At 34.5% G+C, this 18215-nt stretch carries 17 protein-coding genes and 1 other RNA gene; 4 read left to right on the top strand and 14 right to left on the bottom strand.

The window, feature by feature from the left end:
• Nucleotides 1-10 precede the first annotated feature (10 nt).
• The 3 genes from BR65_RS02565 to BR65_RS02555 all read right to left on the bottom strand — a co-directional run bounded on the left by BR65_RS02565 (nucleotide 11) and on the right by BR65_RS02555 (nucleotide 3594).
• Nucleotides 11-958 carry a thymidylate synthase gene (locus BR65_RS02565; RefSeq protein WP_023177768.1) on the bottom strand — a complete coding sequence of 316 codons (948 nt, stop codon included), beginning with the start codon at nucleotides 956-958 and terminating at the stop codon, nucleotides 11-13.
• A gap of 18 nt (nucleotides 959-976) precedes the next feature.
• Nucleotides 977-2878, bottom strand: coding sequence for an ABC-F family ATP-binding cassette domain-containing protein (locus BR65_RS02560; protein WP_034536554.1), 1902 nt, complete (start codon nucleotides 2876-2878; stop codon nucleotides 977-979).
• A gap of 89 nt (nucleotides 2879-2967) precedes the next feature.
• The gene (locus BR65_RS02555) at nucleotides 2968-3594 is read right to left on the bottom strand and encodes a uracil-DNA glycosylase (RefSeq protein WP_034538582.1); all 627 of its coding nucleotides are present in this window, start codon (nucleotides 3592-3594) and stop codon (nucleotides 2968-2970) included.
• A gap of 220 nt (nucleotides 3595-3814) precedes the next feature.
• Here BR65_RS02555 and BR65_RS02550 point away from each other — a divergent pair, with 220 nt between their 5' ends.
• Nucleotides 3815-4039, top strand: coding sequence for a cold-shock protein (locus BR65_RS02550; RefSeq protein ID WP_023177763.1), 225 nt, complete (start codon nucleotides 3815-3817; stop codon nucleotides 4037-4039).
• A 45-nt stretch (nucleotides 4040-4084) separates the two neighbouring features.
• On the opposite strand, the gene BR65_RS02545 is transcribed toward BR65_RS02550, so the two are convergent.
• Nucleotides 4085-4537 carry an EbsA family protein gene (locus BR65_RS02545; RefSeq protein WP_023177761.1) on the bottom strand — a complete coding sequence of 151 codons (453 nt, stop codon included), beginning with the start codon at nucleotides 4535-4537 and terminating at the stop codon, nucleotides 4085-4087.
• Between the two features lie 84 nt (nucleotides 4538-4621).
• Here BR65_RS02545 and BR65_RS02540 point away from each other — a divergent pair, with 84 nt between their 5' ends.
• Nucleotides 4622-5029, top strand: a complete 408-nt coding sequence (locus tag BR65_RS02540; protein WP_023177759.1) for a ribonuclease HI family protein — start codon at nucleotides 4622-4624, stop codon at nucleotides 5027-5029.
• 51 nt (nucleotides 5030-5080) lie between these two features.
• Here BR65_RS02540 and BR65_RS02535 read toward each other — a convergent pair whose 3' ends face one another.
• The 4 genes from BR65_RS02535 to BR65_RS02525 form a co-directional block, all read right to left on the bottom strand.
• Nucleotides 5081-6226: a THUMP domain-containing class I SAM-dependent RNA methyltransferase gene (locus tag BR65_RS02535; RefSeq protein WP_023177757.1), complete on the bottom strand. Its 1146-nt coding sequence runs from the start codon at nucleotides 6224-6226 to the stop codon at nucleotides 5081-5083.
• A 102-nt stretch (nucleotides 6227-6328) separates the two neighbouring features.
• An RNA gene (gene rnpB, locus BR65_RS13590) (RNase P RNA component class B) lies at nucleotides 6329-6702 on the bottom strand.
• Between the two features lie 61 nt (nucleotides 6703-6763).
• Nucleotides 6764-7093 (bottom strand): cell division regulator GpsB, encoded by a 330-nt coding sequence (gpsB, locus tag BR65_RS02530; RefSeq protein ID WP_023177756.1) that lies wholly within the window; start codon nucleotides 7091-7093, stop codon nucleotides 6764-6766.
• A 175-nt stretch (nucleotides 7094-7268) separates the two neighbouring features.
• Complete coding sequence (locus tag BR65_RS02525) at nucleotides 7269-7814, bottom strand: SLOG family protein (RefSeq protein WP_023177754.1); 546 nt, start codon at nucleotides 7812-7814, stop codon at nucleotides 7269-7271.
• Between the two features lie 71 nt (nucleotides 7815-7885).
• Between BR65_RS02525 and recU the strand changes: the two genes are divergently transcribed.
• A complete protein-coding gene (gene recU / locus BR65_RS02520) occupies nucleotides 7886-8506 on the top strand; it encodes a Holliday junction resolvase RecU (protein WP_023177752.1) in 621 nt (206 codons plus the stop codon).
• A gap of 94 nt (nucleotides 8507-8600) precedes the next feature.
• Complete coding sequence (locus BR65_RS02515; RefSeq protein WP_034536553.1) at nucleotides 8601-11186, top strand: PBP1A family penicillin-binding protein; 2586 nt, start codon at nucleotides 8601-8603, stop codon at nucleotides 11184-11186.
• Nucleotides 11187-11250: 64 nt separating this feature from the next.
• Here the strand turns inward: BR65_RS02515 and nth are convergent, their stop codons facing one another.
• From nth to BR65_RS02485, 6 genes are all read right to left on the bottom strand, one after another.
• The gene (nth, locus tag BR65_RS02510) at nucleotides 11251-11889 is read right to left on the bottom strand and encodes an endonuclease III (RefSeq protein WP_023177750.1); all 639 of its coding nucleotides are present in this window, start codon (nucleotides 11887-11889) and stop codon (nucleotides 11251-11253) included.
• A gap of 15 nt (nucleotides 11890-11904) precedes the next feature.
• Nucleotides 11905-12618 (bottom strand): DnaD domain-containing protein, encoded by a 714-nt coding sequence (locus BR65_RS02505; protein ID WP_023177748.1) that lies wholly within the window; start codon nucleotides 12616-12618, stop codon nucleotides 11905-11907.
• A 104-nt stretch (nucleotides 12619-12722) separates the two neighbouring features.
• Nucleotides 12723-14021: an asparagine--tRNA ligase gene (gene asnS / locus BR65_RS02500; protein ID WP_034536551.1), complete on the bottom strand. Its 1299-nt coding sequence runs from the start codon at nucleotides 14019-14021 to the stop codon at nucleotides 12723-12725.
• 102 nt (nucleotides 14022-14123) lie between these two features.
• Nucleotides 14124-14600: a cell wall elongation regulator TseB-like domain-containing protein gene (locus BR65_RS02495; protein WP_034536549.1), complete on the bottom strand. Its 477-nt coding sequence runs from the start codon at nucleotides 14598-14600 to the stop codon at nucleotides 14124-14126.
• A gap of 127 nt (nucleotides 14601-14727) precedes the next feature.
• Entirely contained in the window at nucleotides 14728-17538 is a 2811-nt protein-coding gene (dinG, locus tag BR65_RS02490; protein ID WP_034536547.1) for an ATP-dependent DNA helicase DinG, read from the bottom strand.
• A 136-nt stretch (nucleotides 17539-17674) separates the two neighbouring features.
• Nucleotides 17675-18151 (bottom strand): hypothetical protein, encoded by a 477-nt coding sequence (locus BR65_RS02485; RefSeq protein ID WP_023177740.1) that lies wholly within the window; start codon nucleotides 18149-18151, stop codon nucleotides 17675-17677.
• Nucleotides 18152-18215: the final 64 nt, after the last annotated feature.

The raw sequence follows: 18215 nt of genomic DNA, 5'->3' as shown, positions 1-18215 counted from the left end.
CTCTTTTTTATTAAACAGCTATTGGAGCTTTTATACCAGGATGAGGGTCATATCCTTCAATTTGAATATCTTCCATTTCAAAATCAAACATACTTGTCTTTGATGGATTCAACGTTAAAGTAGGCAACTTTTTAGGTTCTCTAGTTAGTTGTTTGTTTATTTGTTCAATATGGTTTGAATACAGATGTGCATCTCCCAATGTATGAACGAATTCTCCTACTTCAAGACCAGTTTCATGAGCTATAAGATGAGTCAACAACGCATAGCTTGCAATATTGAACGGAACACCTAAAAAGATATCTGCACTTCGTTGGTACAATTGACAGCTTAATTTCCCATCTGCAACATAAAATTGAAATAGTGTATGACAAGGAGGCAATGCCATATTTGGTACATCTTCAGGATTCCATGCCGAAACAAGCATACGTCTTGAGTCCGGAGACGTTTTGATCAATTCAATAACATCTTTTAGCTGATCGATCGTTTCTCCTTGAGTCGTTTGCCATTTTCGCCATTGTGCACCATAAACATTCCCTAATTCGCCATATTTAAGCGCAAAGGTCTCATCTTCTAAAATACGTGTACAGAATACCTCTTTTTCTTTTAGGTAAAGAGTATTGAATTCTGAATCTATCAAAGATCTTCTACCAAAATCAGTCATATCAGGTCCTGTATAATCTTCACTTTTTACAAAACGTTCAAAAGCCCATTCGTCCCATATATGATTATTATGTTGCAACAAATAGCGAATATTTGTATTGCCTTTAATAAACCACAATAATTCGCTCTTAATCAAGCTGAAGGGTACTCTTTTAGTTGTTAACAGCGGAAAACCATTTTGTAGATCAAAACGCATTTGGTATCCAAATAAACTTTTAGTTCCCGTTCCCGTTCGATCGGTTTTTTCATTACCTTCTTCCAAAACTTTTTTTGCTAGGTTTAGATATTCTGACTCCACAACCTTACCTCCTATACATTAATCATTTGCATATTGACTTAAATATTCCCAACGGTTCATTTTTTCTTCTAGTTCTTTTTCTAAAGCTGTTACTTGTTCTTGCTGTTCTTGCAATAAACTAAAATTACTCCCCGATTTTAACATCTCTTGTTTAAGCATTTCTATTTTATTTTCAAGGTTAAACATTTCTTCTTCAATCGTGATCCATTCTTTTTGTTCTGTAAAGGTTAATTTTACTTTTTTATCTACATCAATTGGTTCCGGTTGTGAAGCAACTTTTGTAACTGAATCGCTACTTTGAACCGAGCGGCCTTGTTTTTTCTCTTTTTCTTCTTCTATATAATCTGTAATACTGCCATAAAAGGGTCTGATTTTTCCATGTCCATCAAATATCAATAATTTCTCTACTGTCTTATCTAAGAAGTAACGGTCATGGGAAACTGAAATAACCGCTCCTGGGAATGTTTCAATATAATCTTCTAAGACCGTTAAAGTTGCGATATCTAAATCATTTGTCGGTTCATCAAGCAACAATACATTTGGTTGTTGCATCAATAACTTCAACAGATACAAACGTCTTTTCTCTCCACCGGACAATTTACCAATTAGTGTACCGTGTGTATGGCGTTCGAATAAAAACTGTTCTAATAGATTTGTTACACTAATTCGTTCACCATTAGTAGTTTCCACTTCTTCTCCAACTTCTTGTAAATAAGAGATGACACGTTTGTTGGGGTTCATTTCTTCAATTACTTGCGTAAAATAAGCAACCTTTACAGTTTCACCGACAACTAATTCTCCTGAATCTAATGGAAATCTTCCAGCTAGCGTATTTAAGAAAGTTGATTTACCCGCCCCATTTTCTCCGCTGATTCCAATCCGATCTTTCGTTTGAATCAACATATTGAAGTGATCTAATATTACTTTTCCACCTAGATTCAGCGACGCATCTTTCAATTCGAAGACTCGTTTTCCTAAGCGAGATCCTTCTAAGTTCATTTCAACTGATTCGTCTACGTTAGATTGTTTTAAATTGTCTTCTAAGTCTTTAAAACGACCGATCCTAGCTTGTTGTTTCGTTGAACGTGCCTTTGCTCCAGTGCGCATCCAAGCTAATTCTTTCGTATACATCTGTTTCCTTTTATGATCTGCCACTACGGCTGCTTCTTGTCTTTGAGCTCTATTAATCACGTATTGCTCATAGTTACCTGTATAGAATGTCGCATTTCCATGGAATAATTCAACCATTCGATTAACAATTCGGTCTAAGAAATAACGGTCATGTGTTACAAGCAATAGGGCTCCTTTATACGCACTTAAATAGCTTTCTAACCACGTTATTGTCTCAAAGTCTAAATGGTTTGTTGGTTCATCTAAAACTAGCAAATCAGGTTCTTGAATCAAGACTTGTGCTAAACCCACTCGTTTTCTCTGTCCACCGGATAACGTTCCTACCAATTGTTCTAAATCACTGATGCCTAATTTAGTCAAAATCGTCGTTGCATTTGTATCAGCTATCCAAGCATTTTCATCATTCATAGCTTGTTCAGCTCTTGAATATCTATTTTGGCATTTTTCATCCATTGGATCTGCCGTTAATAATTCTAAGGCTCTTTCATAATTTCTAACAGCCACTAAGATGGGTGTATCTCCCTCAAAAACAGCATCGAAAACAGATTTATCAGGGTTCAAATCTGGTTCTTGCATCAAATAACTAATTGTATAGTCTTTCGGTTTTTGGATACTGCCTTTTTCAGCACTATCATTTCCTGTGATCACATTCAGCAAGTTCGTTTTCCCAGAACCATTCACTCCAATTAAACCGATTCTTTCGCCTTCCATGATTGAAAAACTAATATCATCAAATAATACTTTTTCTCCATAGGTTTTTGTTAAATTCTGTACTTTAAGTTCTTTCATCGTTTATCTCCACTTTCCTTTATCCTACATATTTACTTATCTTTAACATTCTACCATCTTTTACTCATAATATCTTTAGGCTGACCCAATTAAGTTTTATGAATCAACTTTTTAAATTGAGCAAGATCTTCATGGATCGATTCTAATAACTGGCGATTGTAAAATATTGCTGCTGGATGGTAAGTCGAAAAAACAGCATAATTTTTTTCAGTCCATGCATACGTATTATCTTCTATTGAAGCAAGTCGAAGCACGGGTCCATTATACAATTGTCCATGATGTGTAGAAACTTTTGCTTGTGGACCAAGAAGTCTTTTTAGACCGATATTTCCCATAGTTAATATATAGGGAGCTTGAACAGTTTTTACTTCGTGATCTAACAACTCTGCATGAGCAATCATTTCTTGTCTAGTTGGCGCCCGATTGTATTTCCGCTGTACTATTTGGTTGGTTTTGCGATCTAATTTTTCTTTATAGCGATAAGGTCGGCTCCTAAAAGCACTAGTAATATATACTTCACTTCGATCAACTTCTAACAAATCAAAAAAACGCATCAATTCTTTTCCCGCCCTACCTGAAAATGGGACACCATTTACTGCTTCTGTTTCTCCAGGTGCTTCTCCGATCAATAAAAACTTAGGGTGAACAGGACCTTGTCCATAAACGAATCCTTCAACTGGAAAATGTTGAGACCGTTTTTTAGCTAAAGTAACCATATCAGTTGTTAAAACTGTCTTCACTTGAATCTACCTCCTAAACGTATACTATTAGTTTACCGTAGTCAGCTTTAAACGAGCGAATCATTTGCATAGGACTTTTCATGACATAAAATTGACGAATGATAAGATTATTTCTATAATAGCTGTAGGTTATTCGTTTTATTTTTTGAAATCGGATCATACCAATTGAATAATCTTTTAAAGGAGGGTTTCGTAAATGGAATATGGAACAGTCAAATGGTTTAGCAATGCAAAAGGATACGGATTTATTGAGTACAACGAAACCGAAGATGTTTTTATTCACTTTACGGGCATTGACAGCGATGAAGGGTTTAAATCTCTAACCGAAGGCCAACGTGTTTCATTTGAAATTGTGGAAGGCAATCACGGCCCTCAAGCAACAAAAGTTATGGTTCAGGATGATGTTGATTTTCATAATTAGAGTAAAAGTAAAAAAAACGATACACTCTAGAGTATCGTTTTTTCGTTATTTTAGTTTAGGCATTTCACTCCATGCTTTTTGCTTTTCAAAAACAATGTTTGATGCATAACGTTCTATATACGCACAAAATTTCTTTTTATTCCTAGCATTTAGAAAAATTCGTAAAGTTTTTTGATTTTGTTTAAAAACTAAACTTACTTCTCTGTTAGGAGAAATGGTTATTTTCTCAATTTCGTCTATAGAGATATAGGACGTTTTAATCCCTCTAAAATAACTTATTTTCAAGTTAGTATTTTTTATTTTTAGTGTAGAACCAAACCCAAAAAACACAAGTAAACCCAAGATAATTGCCAAAATAATAAGTGTTAAAGAAATTGTTTGTGTCTCTATTGCCACAGTAAGCAGTGTAAAAAACACTAACCAGCAAATTGACCAATAAATAATTTGAAAAGCTGGTTCTAATGAAAGTGAAATTTTGAAACGAGGATTTTCAGTCAATATGCTACGCCCCTTATACGAAAGTACTGTTATTTTAACATACCCTAAACTAAAAACCCATTAAAAGAAAGGAAAGAAAGGAATATGATCAAATTATATACAGATGCTTCTACAAAAAATAATCCTGGCTTAAGTGGAGTTGGCATTGTCATACTTACTGAGAATAGATATGACCAGTTGTCTATCCCTCTTGAAAAAGAAATGAGCAATCATGAAGCTGAATTCGAGGCTTTGATTCAAGGGCTTGATTTTTTAATTGAACACTTATTAATTAATGAAACTTTAATGATGTATACAGATAGTAAAATTTTAGCCTCTGCTATTAAGAAAAACTATGTTAAAAACGATATTTTCCGAGGCTACCTGACACGAATCCAACAAAAGCTCAAGCATTTCCCACTTTTTTTCATTCATTGGATTCCAGAATCTCAAAATAAAGGAGCCGATAATTTAGCTAGACAAGCTTTACAAAAAAGACTAAAAAATAACTAACAGGTCTAAAAAAACTAAGTTTTTTTGTCCTGTTAGTTATTTTTTTAGCCATTACTTACGCGGTGCTCTAGGAGGACGTTCACCCCAAAATTGGAATAAATCCGTTCTTAAAGCGCCATTATACAATTTGCGTTTTTTAGTCGCTTTTTCGCCATAAAAGGTTTCAAAAGCTAAGTCACTTGTAATAATGTATTTACTCCACGTTTTTAATGGACGATATACTTGACCCATTTGCTTATACAATTTATGAACTTCTTTTTCTTCACCTAATCGTTCACCATAAGGAGGATTAGCTAAAATAACGCCATATTCTTTATCAGTCGTAAAGTCAGCCAATTGCATTTGTTTAAATGTAATGCTGCTGCCTACTCCTGCTTCATCCGCATTTGCTTTAGCAATCTCAATCATCGTTCCATCAATATCAGAACCCATAATGTCTAGTTCAATATCATGATCCACTGCAGCGTCTGCTTCTGCACGTACTTCTTCAAAAACACTTTGATCAAACCATTCCCATTCCTCGCAACTAAATGAGCGATTAGATCCTGGAGCAATATTGTGGCCAATTAAAGCCGCTTCAATCACAATTGTTCCCGAACCGCAAACTGGATCATAAAACGGACGGTCTTTGCGCCAGTTGGTTAATTCTACAAGAGCTGCAGCCATATTTTCTTTTAATGGTGCGCCACCTTTTGCTGAACGATACCCTCTTTTAAACAAGCTTGGTCCAGTTGTATCCAATGTTATGGTAACTTTATCTTTTAGTAAAGCCACTTCCAGTTGATACAAAGCCCCTGTTTCAGGCAAACGCGTATTACGATGATAAACTTCACTTAAACGATTAACAATTGCTTTTTTTACGATAGCTTGACAATCGGATACACTATATAATTTTGATTTGATTGATTTACCAGCTACTGGAAAATTGGCATCCATAGGCAATAGATCTTCCCATGGCAATGCTTTTGTTTTTTCAAATAGTTCATCAAATTCATATGCATCAAATTCGCCAACAATAATTTTGACACGGTCTGCAGTTCTTAACCATAAATTCGTTTTAGCAATGTCTTTTTCTGTTCCTTCAAAAAAGACCTTACCATTCTCTACTTGACACTCATACCCTAAAGCTTTGATTTCTTTTCCTACCAATGCTTCGATTCCGCTGGCTGCCGTTGCAACAAGTTGAAATGTTTTCATATTTTTATTTTCTCCAATTCTCTTCAGTTTCTTTAGTTAAAAAAATCTTATATAAATATAAAACCCTCCGAAAGGGAGGGTTTTATACCTGAATTTGTAAATTTCTGTAAGCCATGTTCTGTCTCAGATAGAAAGTCAGGGTCTGTTCTATCCGGAGGTAATTATCTGTCTGCAATTACTGCCTCTTCCATCGGTTCAATTCCCTAGGAAAAGTGCCCCTACCAAAGTTTGGGTTGCTCGCTCGAGGGGTTTACCGCGTTCCACCAATACCGTTTCCCGTATTGCTTCGTCACTGTGGCACTTTCAAGAATACTCAAGCATAGTCTAAACCTTAGCTTTTTTTTCTGCCGTCTCTTCATACTAGATGAAGGCCCTGGCTTATGATTTCGCCAGGCACGAACACTACAAGCATCGCAGCTTGTGCGAGCATGGACTTTCCTCAGTCTAGTCTAGCTAGACCGCAATTACCCGAAATTTACAAATATAGTTATTCATTAATTCATCGACTATCAAATCGTTCTATCGTTAAAAAGATGGTTATAGTTCATCTTCTTCGTCTAATTTTGAACCAAAGACGTGACGTTCTAAATTAGATAAACGTTTTAAAATGTCAAAATTGGTTACGGTATTATTAGGTTGAGAAGAATGGCTAGGCTTAGCAATGGAAGCTTGTTTAGTCAATTCATCAATTTTACTCAATAAACGATCATTTTCAGCTTTTAATTGCGTAAGTTCTTTATTATATGATTCATAATCACGAATCACTTCGTCTAAATACTCATCTACTTCAGTTGGGTTGTACCCGCGCATACTTGTTTTAAATTCTTTTTGAAGAATATCTTTTGTTGTTAATGATCTGTTTGCCATGTTTACACCTCTTTGTTTGCTTCATCTTCTAACAAAACATTGTTCTCGTTTCTTTGATAATTCTTATTATAGCAAAGATAATGAGAAAAAAAAACTTATTTCTGTATAATCTTACGACTTCGCCTATAAAAGATTTAAAAGCATTTTTTCTTTCCGAAAAATTCTATCCATTATATTAATAATATTCTTCTTCAACGCTGCTATTCTGCAATTGATCCACATCAATCAAACGCAATTCAAATTCTGAAGTCTCTTGTCTTTTTTTGATTGCTTGATAAACAAATTTTGTTTTTCCTTCAAATTCAGGATCGTACACTAAAAGCGCTGCTTGACAATGATCTAGTAAGAACTCTTGGTGGTTTCTTAATTGAGAGGGATCTTGATACGGTTTGTGAGAAGTTGATTCAACATAATTTGCTAATTTTTTTATTGCTGAAAATTTCGTCTGATTTTTTTCATTCCAATTTGAACCAAATTCTAAAAATGGTAAAATAACCGCTACTTTAATCATCGGATAATCTTTTTTCAGTTCGTCAACAACTTCTACTGCCCACTGTTCTGTACCAAACTGAGCACTCGTCAAAATCCATTCAATGCCTTCTTCAATAAACTGACTGATTTCTTGTTTCAAACATTTTTTTATGACAGCAATCTTTGGGTCATCATCTTTAAATATACCAAGTTCGAAAGATCGATATCCGCTAATATATAAGTTTCTCATAAACTCATTTGATTCCCCTTTTCTTTAAAGGTCGTTCTTTGATATAATAAACATCAGGAGTGTGATTTCAATTGGCTATACGATATCCTAATGGTAAAACCTATGTTAATAGTGACAAAGTTCTGCCAAAAAAGCAACTAAACAATCGGTTGACTTCATTTAGTAAAAGAGGTATGTCTTTAGAAGAAGATTTGAATGCAAGTAATCAATATTATTTAGCAAAAGGAAATGCGGTTATTCATAAAAAGCCGACCCCTATTCAGATCGTTAAAGTCGATTATCCTAAAAGAAGTGCCGCAGTTATCAAGGAAGCCTATTTTAGACACGCATCGACTACTGACTACAACGGCGTTTACCGTGGATATTATCTGGATTTTGAGGCTAAAGAAACAAAAAACAAACTTTCTTTCCCCTTAAAAAATTTTCATGAACACCAAATTACACATATGAAACAATGCATTCAACAACAAGCTATTTGTTTTGTAATCATGCGTTTTACAACAAGTGAACGTCTTTTTTTATTAGAAGCAGAACAGTTGATTACTTATTGGAATAACCAAGAACATGACGGAAGAAAGTCAATTCCTCTTAAAGAGCTTGAAAAGAAAGGGTATGAACTGTATTATGAACTTTCGCCGCGTATTCCCTATTTAAAAGTAGTCGATAATCTCATTGCTGAATTACAAAAATAATGGTTGGTTCATTAAGAATAACTCGTTTATTCTATAATAAATAGTTTATGCCTTTTATCCATTAAGATAAAAGAATTAAGGAGTAGATTTAATTATGCCAGAAAAAAAAGAAATGTCTCGTGTATCAAATAAACAATCAAAAAAATCTAAACATTCACAGAAGGGTAAAAAAAGTAAGAAATCTTCTACTTCCGTTTTGAAAAAAATAGTTGTTGGAATTCTCATTTTTGCTGCTTTAGTTATCATTGCCGGTATCGGCTTATTTACTTATTATGTCTCTTCCGCTCCTGACTTAACGGAAAATGATCTAACAGATACAGTCGCTTCAACTCTATTAGATTCAAATGAAGAGGAATTCTTAAATCTTGGAGGTGAAAATCGCGAGATTGTTACTGAAAATGACATACCTCAAGTATTAAAAGATGCCATTATTGCTATTGAGGACCAACGTTTTTATAAACATGTTGGAATCGATCCGATACGGATTGCCGGAGCAGTTGTAGCCAACGTAACAGATGGTTTTGCTTCTGAGGGTGGAAGCACGATTACTCAACAACTGGTTAAACTCTCTGTTTTTTCTACAGGATCTGAAGATCAAACTTTAAAACGTAAAGCACAAGAAGCTTGGTTGTCTATTCAATTAGAACAAGACTATTCTAAAGAACAGATTTTAACTTTCTATATCAATAAAGTGTATATGTCGGATAACACTTACGGTATGGGAACTGCCAGCGATTATTATTTTGGTAAACCTTTAGCTGAATTAACTTTATCAGAAGCGGCTTTACTTGCCGGAATGCCACAAGCACCAAATTCCTTTAACCCAATTACCAATCCAGAAGACGCTACAAAACGTCGTAACCTTGTTTTAGATATGATGGTTGAAAATGAAGCTATCACAGCTGCTGAAGCACAAGAAGCTAAAGCCGCTGATGTTACACAAGGCTTAGTAGACCACTCTGAAGAACAAACAAACAACATGGTTTTTGATCCTTATGTCAAAGAAGTTCTTGCTGAAATTAAAAGAAAAACGAATCTAGATCCTTATACATCTGGATTAACCATTCATACTAACTTAGACATGGACGCACAACAACGTCTCTATGATATTGTGAATACCGATGAATATGTCACTTTTGAAGACGAAGAAATTCAAACGGGTATTTCTTTAGTTGATGTTAACACTGGACAATTAAAGGCATTAGGCGGCGCACGTGATCAAGAAGTACAATTAGGTACAAATTACGCTACTGAATTGAAACGTAGTGTCGGATCAAATATCAAACCGTTAACTGCATACGGCCCAGCTATACAATATCTACATTACTCAACTTATGAACAAGTAATTGATGAGCCTTACACATTTAGTGATGGAACTCCTATTAACAATTACGACGGAAATTATGAAGGTCAAATTAGTTTACGTAGAGCTTTAGTTGATTCACGTAATGTACCTACTACTAAAATTTATGAAGACGTGCCTAAAAGCCAAGTAGAAGAGTTTTTAACAAATATTGGAATTGATACTTCTACTTTGAATAGCAACTCAGATGAACTAGTTGAATCCAATGGCTTTAACGGGAACATTACTCCCGTTGATTTATCTGCAGCTTATGCCAGCTTTGCAAATGGCGGAACATATACGGAACCTTATACAGTTTCAAAAATTATTTTAGAAGATGGCGAAGAAATTGATCTTCAACCTGAATCAACTAAAGCTATGGACGAATCCACAGCTTACATGGTTACAGATATGCTAAAAGATGTCGCTTCTATTAATTCGGCTCGTGTTAGTCTTAATGGTATTCCGCAAGCTGGGAAAACAGGTACGACAAACTATACAGATAAAGAAAAAATCGAACACAACATTCAAGAAAACGGTGTGCCGGACAAATGGTATACCGGTTATACAACGAATTATGCTCTATCCGTTTGGGTTGGGAAAAAAGACTACTTTGCTTCAATTGACAATGCAGGAAGCGAACGTTTGCTGCCTCAAGAAATCTATCAAGCGTTAATGTCTTACGTTTCTCAATCTGTTGAATCAAGCGATTGGAAAAAACCAAGTTCTGTTGTTGAAGTTGCAATTGAAAAAGGATCTATGCCAGCAAAACTTGCAGGTCCAAATACACCATCAGACAAAATTGTAACTGAATTGTTTGTCAAAGGAACTGTGCCTACTGCAGTAGCAACAGAAGAAAGCGAAGAAGAAGATGAAGAATTAAAAGCTCCTGAAGGGTTATCAGCCACTTATAACGAAGAAACAGATGCTCTATCCATTAAATGGAATGCTTATTCACAAGAAGATGTTTCTTATGTTCTAACTGTAGGATCTGAATCCTTTTCTACTAAGGACCTTTCATACGTTATGCAAAGTCCTTCTGAAGGTGAAATCCCAATCACTCTAGCTGTTGAGGCAGACGGTAAATCGGGCCCAGCCGCTTCCATAAGCGTGATCATTCCTCCTAAGAAAGATGAGGAAGAACCTGAGGAAGAAGAATCTGAAGATGAAAGCAGTGAAAGTTCATCATCGAGCAGTGAAAGTTCTAGCAGCAGTTCTCAAGAAGAAAGTTCTCAACCAGATAGCAGCAGCTCATCAAGCAGCTCTGCTTCAAGTAGCAGTAGCAGTTCTTCTTCTTCTGCTGAGTCACAGAGTTCTAGTTCTGTTCCACAACAATAAAATAATTCGTTTCTCTTAAAAAAAACAATAAGCGACAGCGTATCGATACGCTGTCGCTTATTGTTTATTTTGCTTTTATAGGCCTGTTTTCTTTCAATAATTGAAGGCAAACATCATGATCATGATTTCTGGCAGTACACTGATACCGCCCAAAAAATATCAATCGATGATGGGCAATCCCCCATATTTCCTTAGGTAATTGTTTCATCAAAATCTCTTCTACTTCACGAACAGTTGCATTTGATGGACAGATACCCAATCTTTTTGTCACTCGCTCAACGTGGGTGTCAACTGCAATAGCTGGTTCATTAAAAGCTACACTCAATACAACATTTGCGGTCTTTCTCCCAACTCCTGGCAAAGATTCTAATTCCTTACGACTACGAGGAACTTGCCCACCAAATTCACTTAAGAGCATTTGACAACACCCTTTAATAAATTTAGCTTTGTTGCGGTATAAACCGATTGTTTTTAATTGCTCCATAATATCTTCAACAGGAGCAGCTACAAATGCTTCTGGTGTAGGATACTTTTCAAAAAGACTCGGTGTGATTTTGTTTACAGAAACATCTGTCGTTTGCGCACTTAGCATAACCGCAATTAATAATTCAAAAGCATTCTTATGAATCAATTCGCAAGTTGCATAAGGAAATAAATTCCCCATTGCCTCAATTATTTGAAGGGTTTGTTTTTTCGACAGCATGACTGACCTCCTCCGTTAAGGATTCTCATTATTATTCAACCAATTATGCAAGGGTACTTTTGTAGTAGGTTCTTTAGAAGAAACACTTTGTGCTTTCGAACTACTTTGTCTACGGCGATTGCCTTCTTTTTCAACTTGATCTTTTGTTCGAATATTTTTTCTTTCCCAATTTAACAATATACGATCAACATACTTCAAATTATACACTTGATTTAAAACAGCTTCTCTTAAAGCTAATTCAATTAATTCAATTGCATAATGATCATCATCTAACCACATTCCGATCGTTTGCATTTCGATCGGTGATAACGGTCTACCGAACTCAGCTTCAAATAATTGAAATAATTCTTGTTCAGATAAATGTTGTTTTTCGACTCTTTGTTGATTTTCTTGTTGCGAAATAACTAAGGTTAATTTATTCCATAACAAATCTAACCGATAACTATCTCGTGTTTTTCCATCTTGGTTTTTTCCTGTTTCTATCACAAGTAATTTTTTATTGATCAATTCATGTATCAACTTAAAGACATCCGATGAAGTGATCTGCATTCGTTTTGAAATAATCTCTGTGTCTGGGAAATCATTTCCAGCATCAATAAAAGATTTTAATTGCAACACTAAAACCAGCTGTTCAGTATTCAGTCCTACTTCATTGTAATGAGCCAATAATACATTCGATACAGTTGTATCTCCTGCTTTCAGCCATTTTTGTAAAAGTTCATTATTCATAGCGTCTTTCCTCCTTACTCCGTTCCATCATACGTATTCGCTTAATGAAATGCGATTAAAAAAACAGCAACTTAAGAGAACTCAAGTTGCTGTACAAGCTTTTCTTATGGATAAATACGGTTTAACAAACGAGGGAATGGAATGGATTCACGAATATGTTCCGTTCCACAAATCCAAGTTACAGTACGTTCAAGTCCTAAACCAAAACCTGAATGAGGAACACTACCATATTTACGTAGATCCAAGTACCATGCATAATCCTCTTCAGTAAGACCAAAATCTTTGATACGTTGAGTCAATGCATCAAAATCAACCTCACGTTCGCTTCCTCCAACAATTTCTCCATAACCTTCCGGAGCAATCAAGTCAGCACATAATACAACATCATCACGATCAGGATGTGGTTTCATATAAAAAGCTTTTATTGCTTTAGGGTAATTTAAGATAAAGACAGGTCTGTCGTATTGAGTTGCGATGAATGTCTCATGTGGAGAACCAAAATCATCTCCCCAAGTAATATCGTCAAACCCATTTTCGTTTAATAATTTAACGGCATCATCATAGGAAATTCTAGGATAAGGCAATTCAGTATATTTTTTCAATAGTTCTTTATCACGTTCTAATACACTTAATGCATCATCACAGTTATCTAACACACTTTGAACGATGTAAGCAACATATTTTTCTTGCACTTCTAAACTTTGTTCATGGTCCATGAAGGCCATTTCTGGTTCAATCATCCAAAATTCAATTAAATGACGACGTGTTTTTGATTTTTCAGCTCTAAAAGTTGGTCCAAACGAAAAGACTTTTCCAAAAGCCATTGCTGCTGCTTCCATATACAATTGACCACTTTGTGAAAGGAAAGCTTCTTGATCAAAATATTCAGTATGGAATAGTTCAGTTGAATCTTCTGCTGCATTAGCAGTTAAAATAGGCGGATCAATCTTAATAAATCCTTCCTCATTGAAGAAATTGTAAGTTGCACGAATAATTTCATTACGCACATGCATGATGGCATGTTGTTTAGATGAACGCAACCATAAATGACGGTGATCCATTAAAAATTCTGTTCCGTGCTCTTTTGGAGTAATCGGGTAATCATGGCTTTCACCAATAATTTTAATAGATTTTACCGCAATTTCATATCCGAATTTTGAACGGCTGTCTTCTTGGATAATTCCAGTTAAAAGAATAGAGGTTTCTTGATTCAATGATTTAGCTAATTGAAATACTTCCTCTTCTACTTCACTCTTTACAACAATTCCTTGAAAAAAACCAGAACCATCACGTAATTGTAAAAATGCAATTTTACCGCTTGAGCGTTTATTAGCTACCCAAGCTCCAATTTCTACTTCTTCTCCAACATGATTTTTAGATTCTACAATAGTAATCTGTTTCACTGTTAAAACTCCTTTAAATAAATTTTGATGGTACTCTTATTTTTACTGCCATAATAATTATACAAGAAATTCAGCAGATTTATCGCTCTTTTTTAGGAAGCTTTAAATGTTCTCAATATCGCTGACCCATTTTCCGGATTTAGCAGTCAAAACATAATAACCAAGTCTGCCATTTTCTTGTTTATACGAAACTTCCCAGATAGGTATATCTCCCTCAAGCCCAATACGAGCTTCAAGAATATCAATAGACCCTTTTTCTTCTCGAGTCAATTCTTTCGCTTGTTGTTCAGTAATGAATTCATCTTGATTCAAAATAGTCTTACCGCCGCCATCTTTAGCAACAATTACCATGATTTCTTCATCTGATTCATTCAATCCAGCAACTGAAAAATAAGTTTTTTCACGATTATACCAATAAAAATCTGTTGCTTTTACTAATCCAGCAGATTCTTTAGCAATTGCGATCGTTTCTTTTTCTGCCTTTTTTATTGGATCTTGGCTAATCATTAAAAGGGTAATTGCGAACACAAGAACAACAGACATCACAATTGCAACTGTGATGAGTATTCCTTTTTTCATTAGTATCCCTACTTTAAGTGTATTGTTTTGGTAACTATAAAATGTTACTCTCAATAGTTTATTATAACAGAAAAACAATCATTTTTCTGAATATTTTAGAAGAATATTCTTAATTTTAACATCTGCTTCATTTCTCTTCTGTTCTTAGAAAAAGTTGTAGTTTTTCACCAATCATCTTGGTGGCTACTTCTTCTATTGGCAAACCGCTAGGAAGTGAGCGGATAATCTGTTTTCCATAACTTGTATGGATCAAACGGTTGTCTAATACAAGCATGATACCTTTATCCGTTTCAGAACGAATCAACCTTCCCAAACCTTGTTTTAAACGCAAAGTTGCTTTAGGTAAAGAATCAATAGTAAATGGGTTCAAGTGTTTTTGTTCTAAATAACGATGTTTTGCTTTTACAAAAGGCCTATCTGGAGATTCGAATGGCAAGCGAGTGATAACTAATATACTCAAGGATTTCCCTGGCAAGTCAACACCCTCCCAAAAACTATCCGCTCCTAATAATATACCGCCTTTAGCTCTAAAGAATCGTTTTAACATACGTTCCCGGCTTCCAGAGAAACCTTGTGCCAATAATTCTCGCCCTGAAGCCGAGGGTTTTTGTTGGAGCGCAAAGTACACTTCTTGTAGCATCTCAAAGGAATTAAATAGAATCATTGTATTTTCATTTGAATTTTCAATAATATTTTCTACTTGTTCGACAATCATATGAACATAATCTTTCTTGGATAATCCTTTTATTGGTTTTAATTCTTTAGGTACCCAAAGACGTGCTTGGTTTTTGTAATCATAAGGCGATTCAATGATCAATTCTTTTAACTCTTCTTCTCCTAGTTGCGTTTGAAAATAATCAAATGATCCATTGATTTCTAACGTAGCTCCAGTATATAAAATAGAAGAAGTTGTTTCTACTAATTTTTCTTTTAAAAACCTCGTGCTGTCAACTTTTGAACGTTTGATCATAAAACTATTTTTGGGACTTTTTTCTTTATAAGAAAACCACGTTACCTCATTTACTTCATTTTGTTGAAAAACAGCATGAAAAAGATCTTTTTGTTCATCAAAAGTCGTCATTACATCAAAAAAATCTTCTAACAAATACCGTTCTTTTAATGTTAATTGGTGACGTTCATCTAATCCTTGATGAACCAATTCAAATCCTAAATAACTGATTTCACTCATCAGTGTAAGAACTTTCTTAGATATTTTCTTTAATTCTAAATTCCAATTAGTTTCTCGGTTAAATTGAACATCAATTTGTTCTTGTTGACGTTGTTTATTGCTTGTAGCAGTAGTACAGTAAACAAGCAATTGATGAATAAAGTCCGATAATTCATCTTCTAAAGAGAAGAGATTCATCTCCATATTCTCCAAATAAGAAGATTCCATTTTTGACAATTGTTGACTCAAGATAATTAGTTTACCTATGAAGCTTTTTTCATCTGATGTACGTCCAATTAATTTAACTAATTGCTGCATACGATAATATCCAAAAACTTCGCTTGATGCTTCCATTGCAACATCCGGCAAATGCTGTGCTTCATCAACAATCAGTTTACCAATTTTTGGCAATTCTCTTTCTTTACGATTCAAGTCATGACATAAAAAAGAATGATTGGTAATAATAATTCTAGCATGTTCGACTTTTTGTTGAGCATATAAGTAAAAGTCTTCTTCATGCCATAAATCTTCTTCAGGCTTGATCAACCAACCACGATGTCTTATTTTATTCCAGAACAAATGAGTGTAGTTGGTTAAATTTAATTCATCTAAGTCACCTGTTTCTGTTTCCGTCAACCACGTTAACAACTTCATTTTGTAGATAGCTTCTACTTTTTGTTCTATAGGATCATTTAAGACTGTTTGAAATTTCGTTAAGTGAAGGTAGTGACTTTTACTTTTTAAAATTGCTGCCTGCACAGTAAAAGGCAAAATTGTATTTAATTGAACGATATCTTTTTCTAATAATTGTTTTTGCAATAGTGTTGTATACGTACTAATAATTACAGGTTCATCTACGGAAGCTATATACGCTAAGGGGAGTAAATACCCCAATGTTTTTCCAACTCCAGTCGCTGCTTCAATCGCAAAATGATTCGTCTCATTACTTGTAAAGTAATGATAAACTGCATCCATCATTTTGATCTGCTGCATTCTAGTAGTCAGTTTAGTCTGAAACAACTGTTCCTTATTTTTTACAGATAGTGGATAATGAAACTCTTCTCGATAATGATCTTGTTCAAAGACTGGCGGTTTAACTTTAATAGCTATTCCATTTTTAATCATAAGTGAATCTGAAAGCGGATCGAGTTCTTTCTTCATTTCAGCTAAACAAACTTTAAAGAAATAGGACGTTTCCATTGTAAGATACTCTGAGATCTCCACCATTTTTTCTACTGTAACTAATGGAAGATTCTTTAATTTTTGTTTTAATATAAGGAAAAGTTCAGCCGTAACAGCCGCATCGCTATCAGCTTGATGTGGATTCGTATGTTCAATATTAAATTTGTTAACTAAATCGTTTAAACGATAACTAGATTCAGTAGGCAATAAGATTTGAGCCAATTCCACAGTATCTATTCCCTTGTTTTTAAGTGCGGGCATACCGCATCGTTGCAATTCTCCAGACAGAAATGTGTAATCAAACTGGATATTGTGTGCAATGATTATACAGCCATCCAATAAATTATAAATTGTTGCTGCTACATCTTCAAGATATGGAGCAAGCGCAACAGATTTATTTGAAAGACCAGTTAAATGCTCTATTTGTTTTGGTATGTTGGTTAACGGGTTAATATCGGTTGAAAAACGATGAACGATTTGATCATCTTCTATTAGCACACAACCAAATTGAATCATACGATCACCGCTTGCTACATTTCCCCCTGTAGTTTCAATATCCACAACAGCATATGTATCTTTATGGGTCACTCTATTCACCTAATTCTTTAGACATAGTATTTTCTTTACCATCATACTATGAAGCTTAAAAAAAAACAAAAAAAGCTCAAGAAAAAATAGCTAAATCCCATTTTTTCTTGAGTCATTTAAATACCAATTAGTTATTTTAGAATTTATCTTTATAGATATCTTTTACTGTTTTTTCTTTATCAATGACAATGTACAACACATTATCTTGAGAAACAAATGAACTTTGATAAGCATTGTCAATTCGGTCAGAATCAATTGCTTCATAAGGGAAATAAACAGTCTCTTTAGCAATAATGTCTACAGAATCCGAATTTTCACTATCTTTATACAGGATATCCATTTTTTCAATATCTGGATCTTTCACTGCACGATCAAACATACCCATTTCTAAACCGCCAAGATTAATGTCGCTTGAATTCACTTCATCAGCCTCTGGAAAAATTTCGATTTTTAAAGATTCACACGGGAAAATTTCTTGAAGTTCGCTATCACCAATGCGTCCAAAGCTTTTTGAAATGTGTTTAATCCATAAATCTCCAATAAATTCTTTATCGATTGTCCAAGTTTCTCCATTTTTAAACGTCATTTTTAATGCTTTAACTTCTTTTTTCATTATTTTCGCTCCCTTTTCTTTTACTATTTAAAAAGTTTGTGATTCTTTTACTAGTTTCATTTTA

It is taken from the genome of Carnobacterium inhibens subsp. inhibens DSM 13024 (assembly GCF_000746825.1).
Lineage (GTDB): Bacteria > Bacillota > Bacilli > Lactobacillales > Carnobacteriaceae > Carnobacterium_B > Carnobacterium_B inhibens.
The sequence above is the reverse complement of the archived record's forward strand: the minus strand, read 5'-3'. Positions and strand labels throughout refer to the sequence as shown.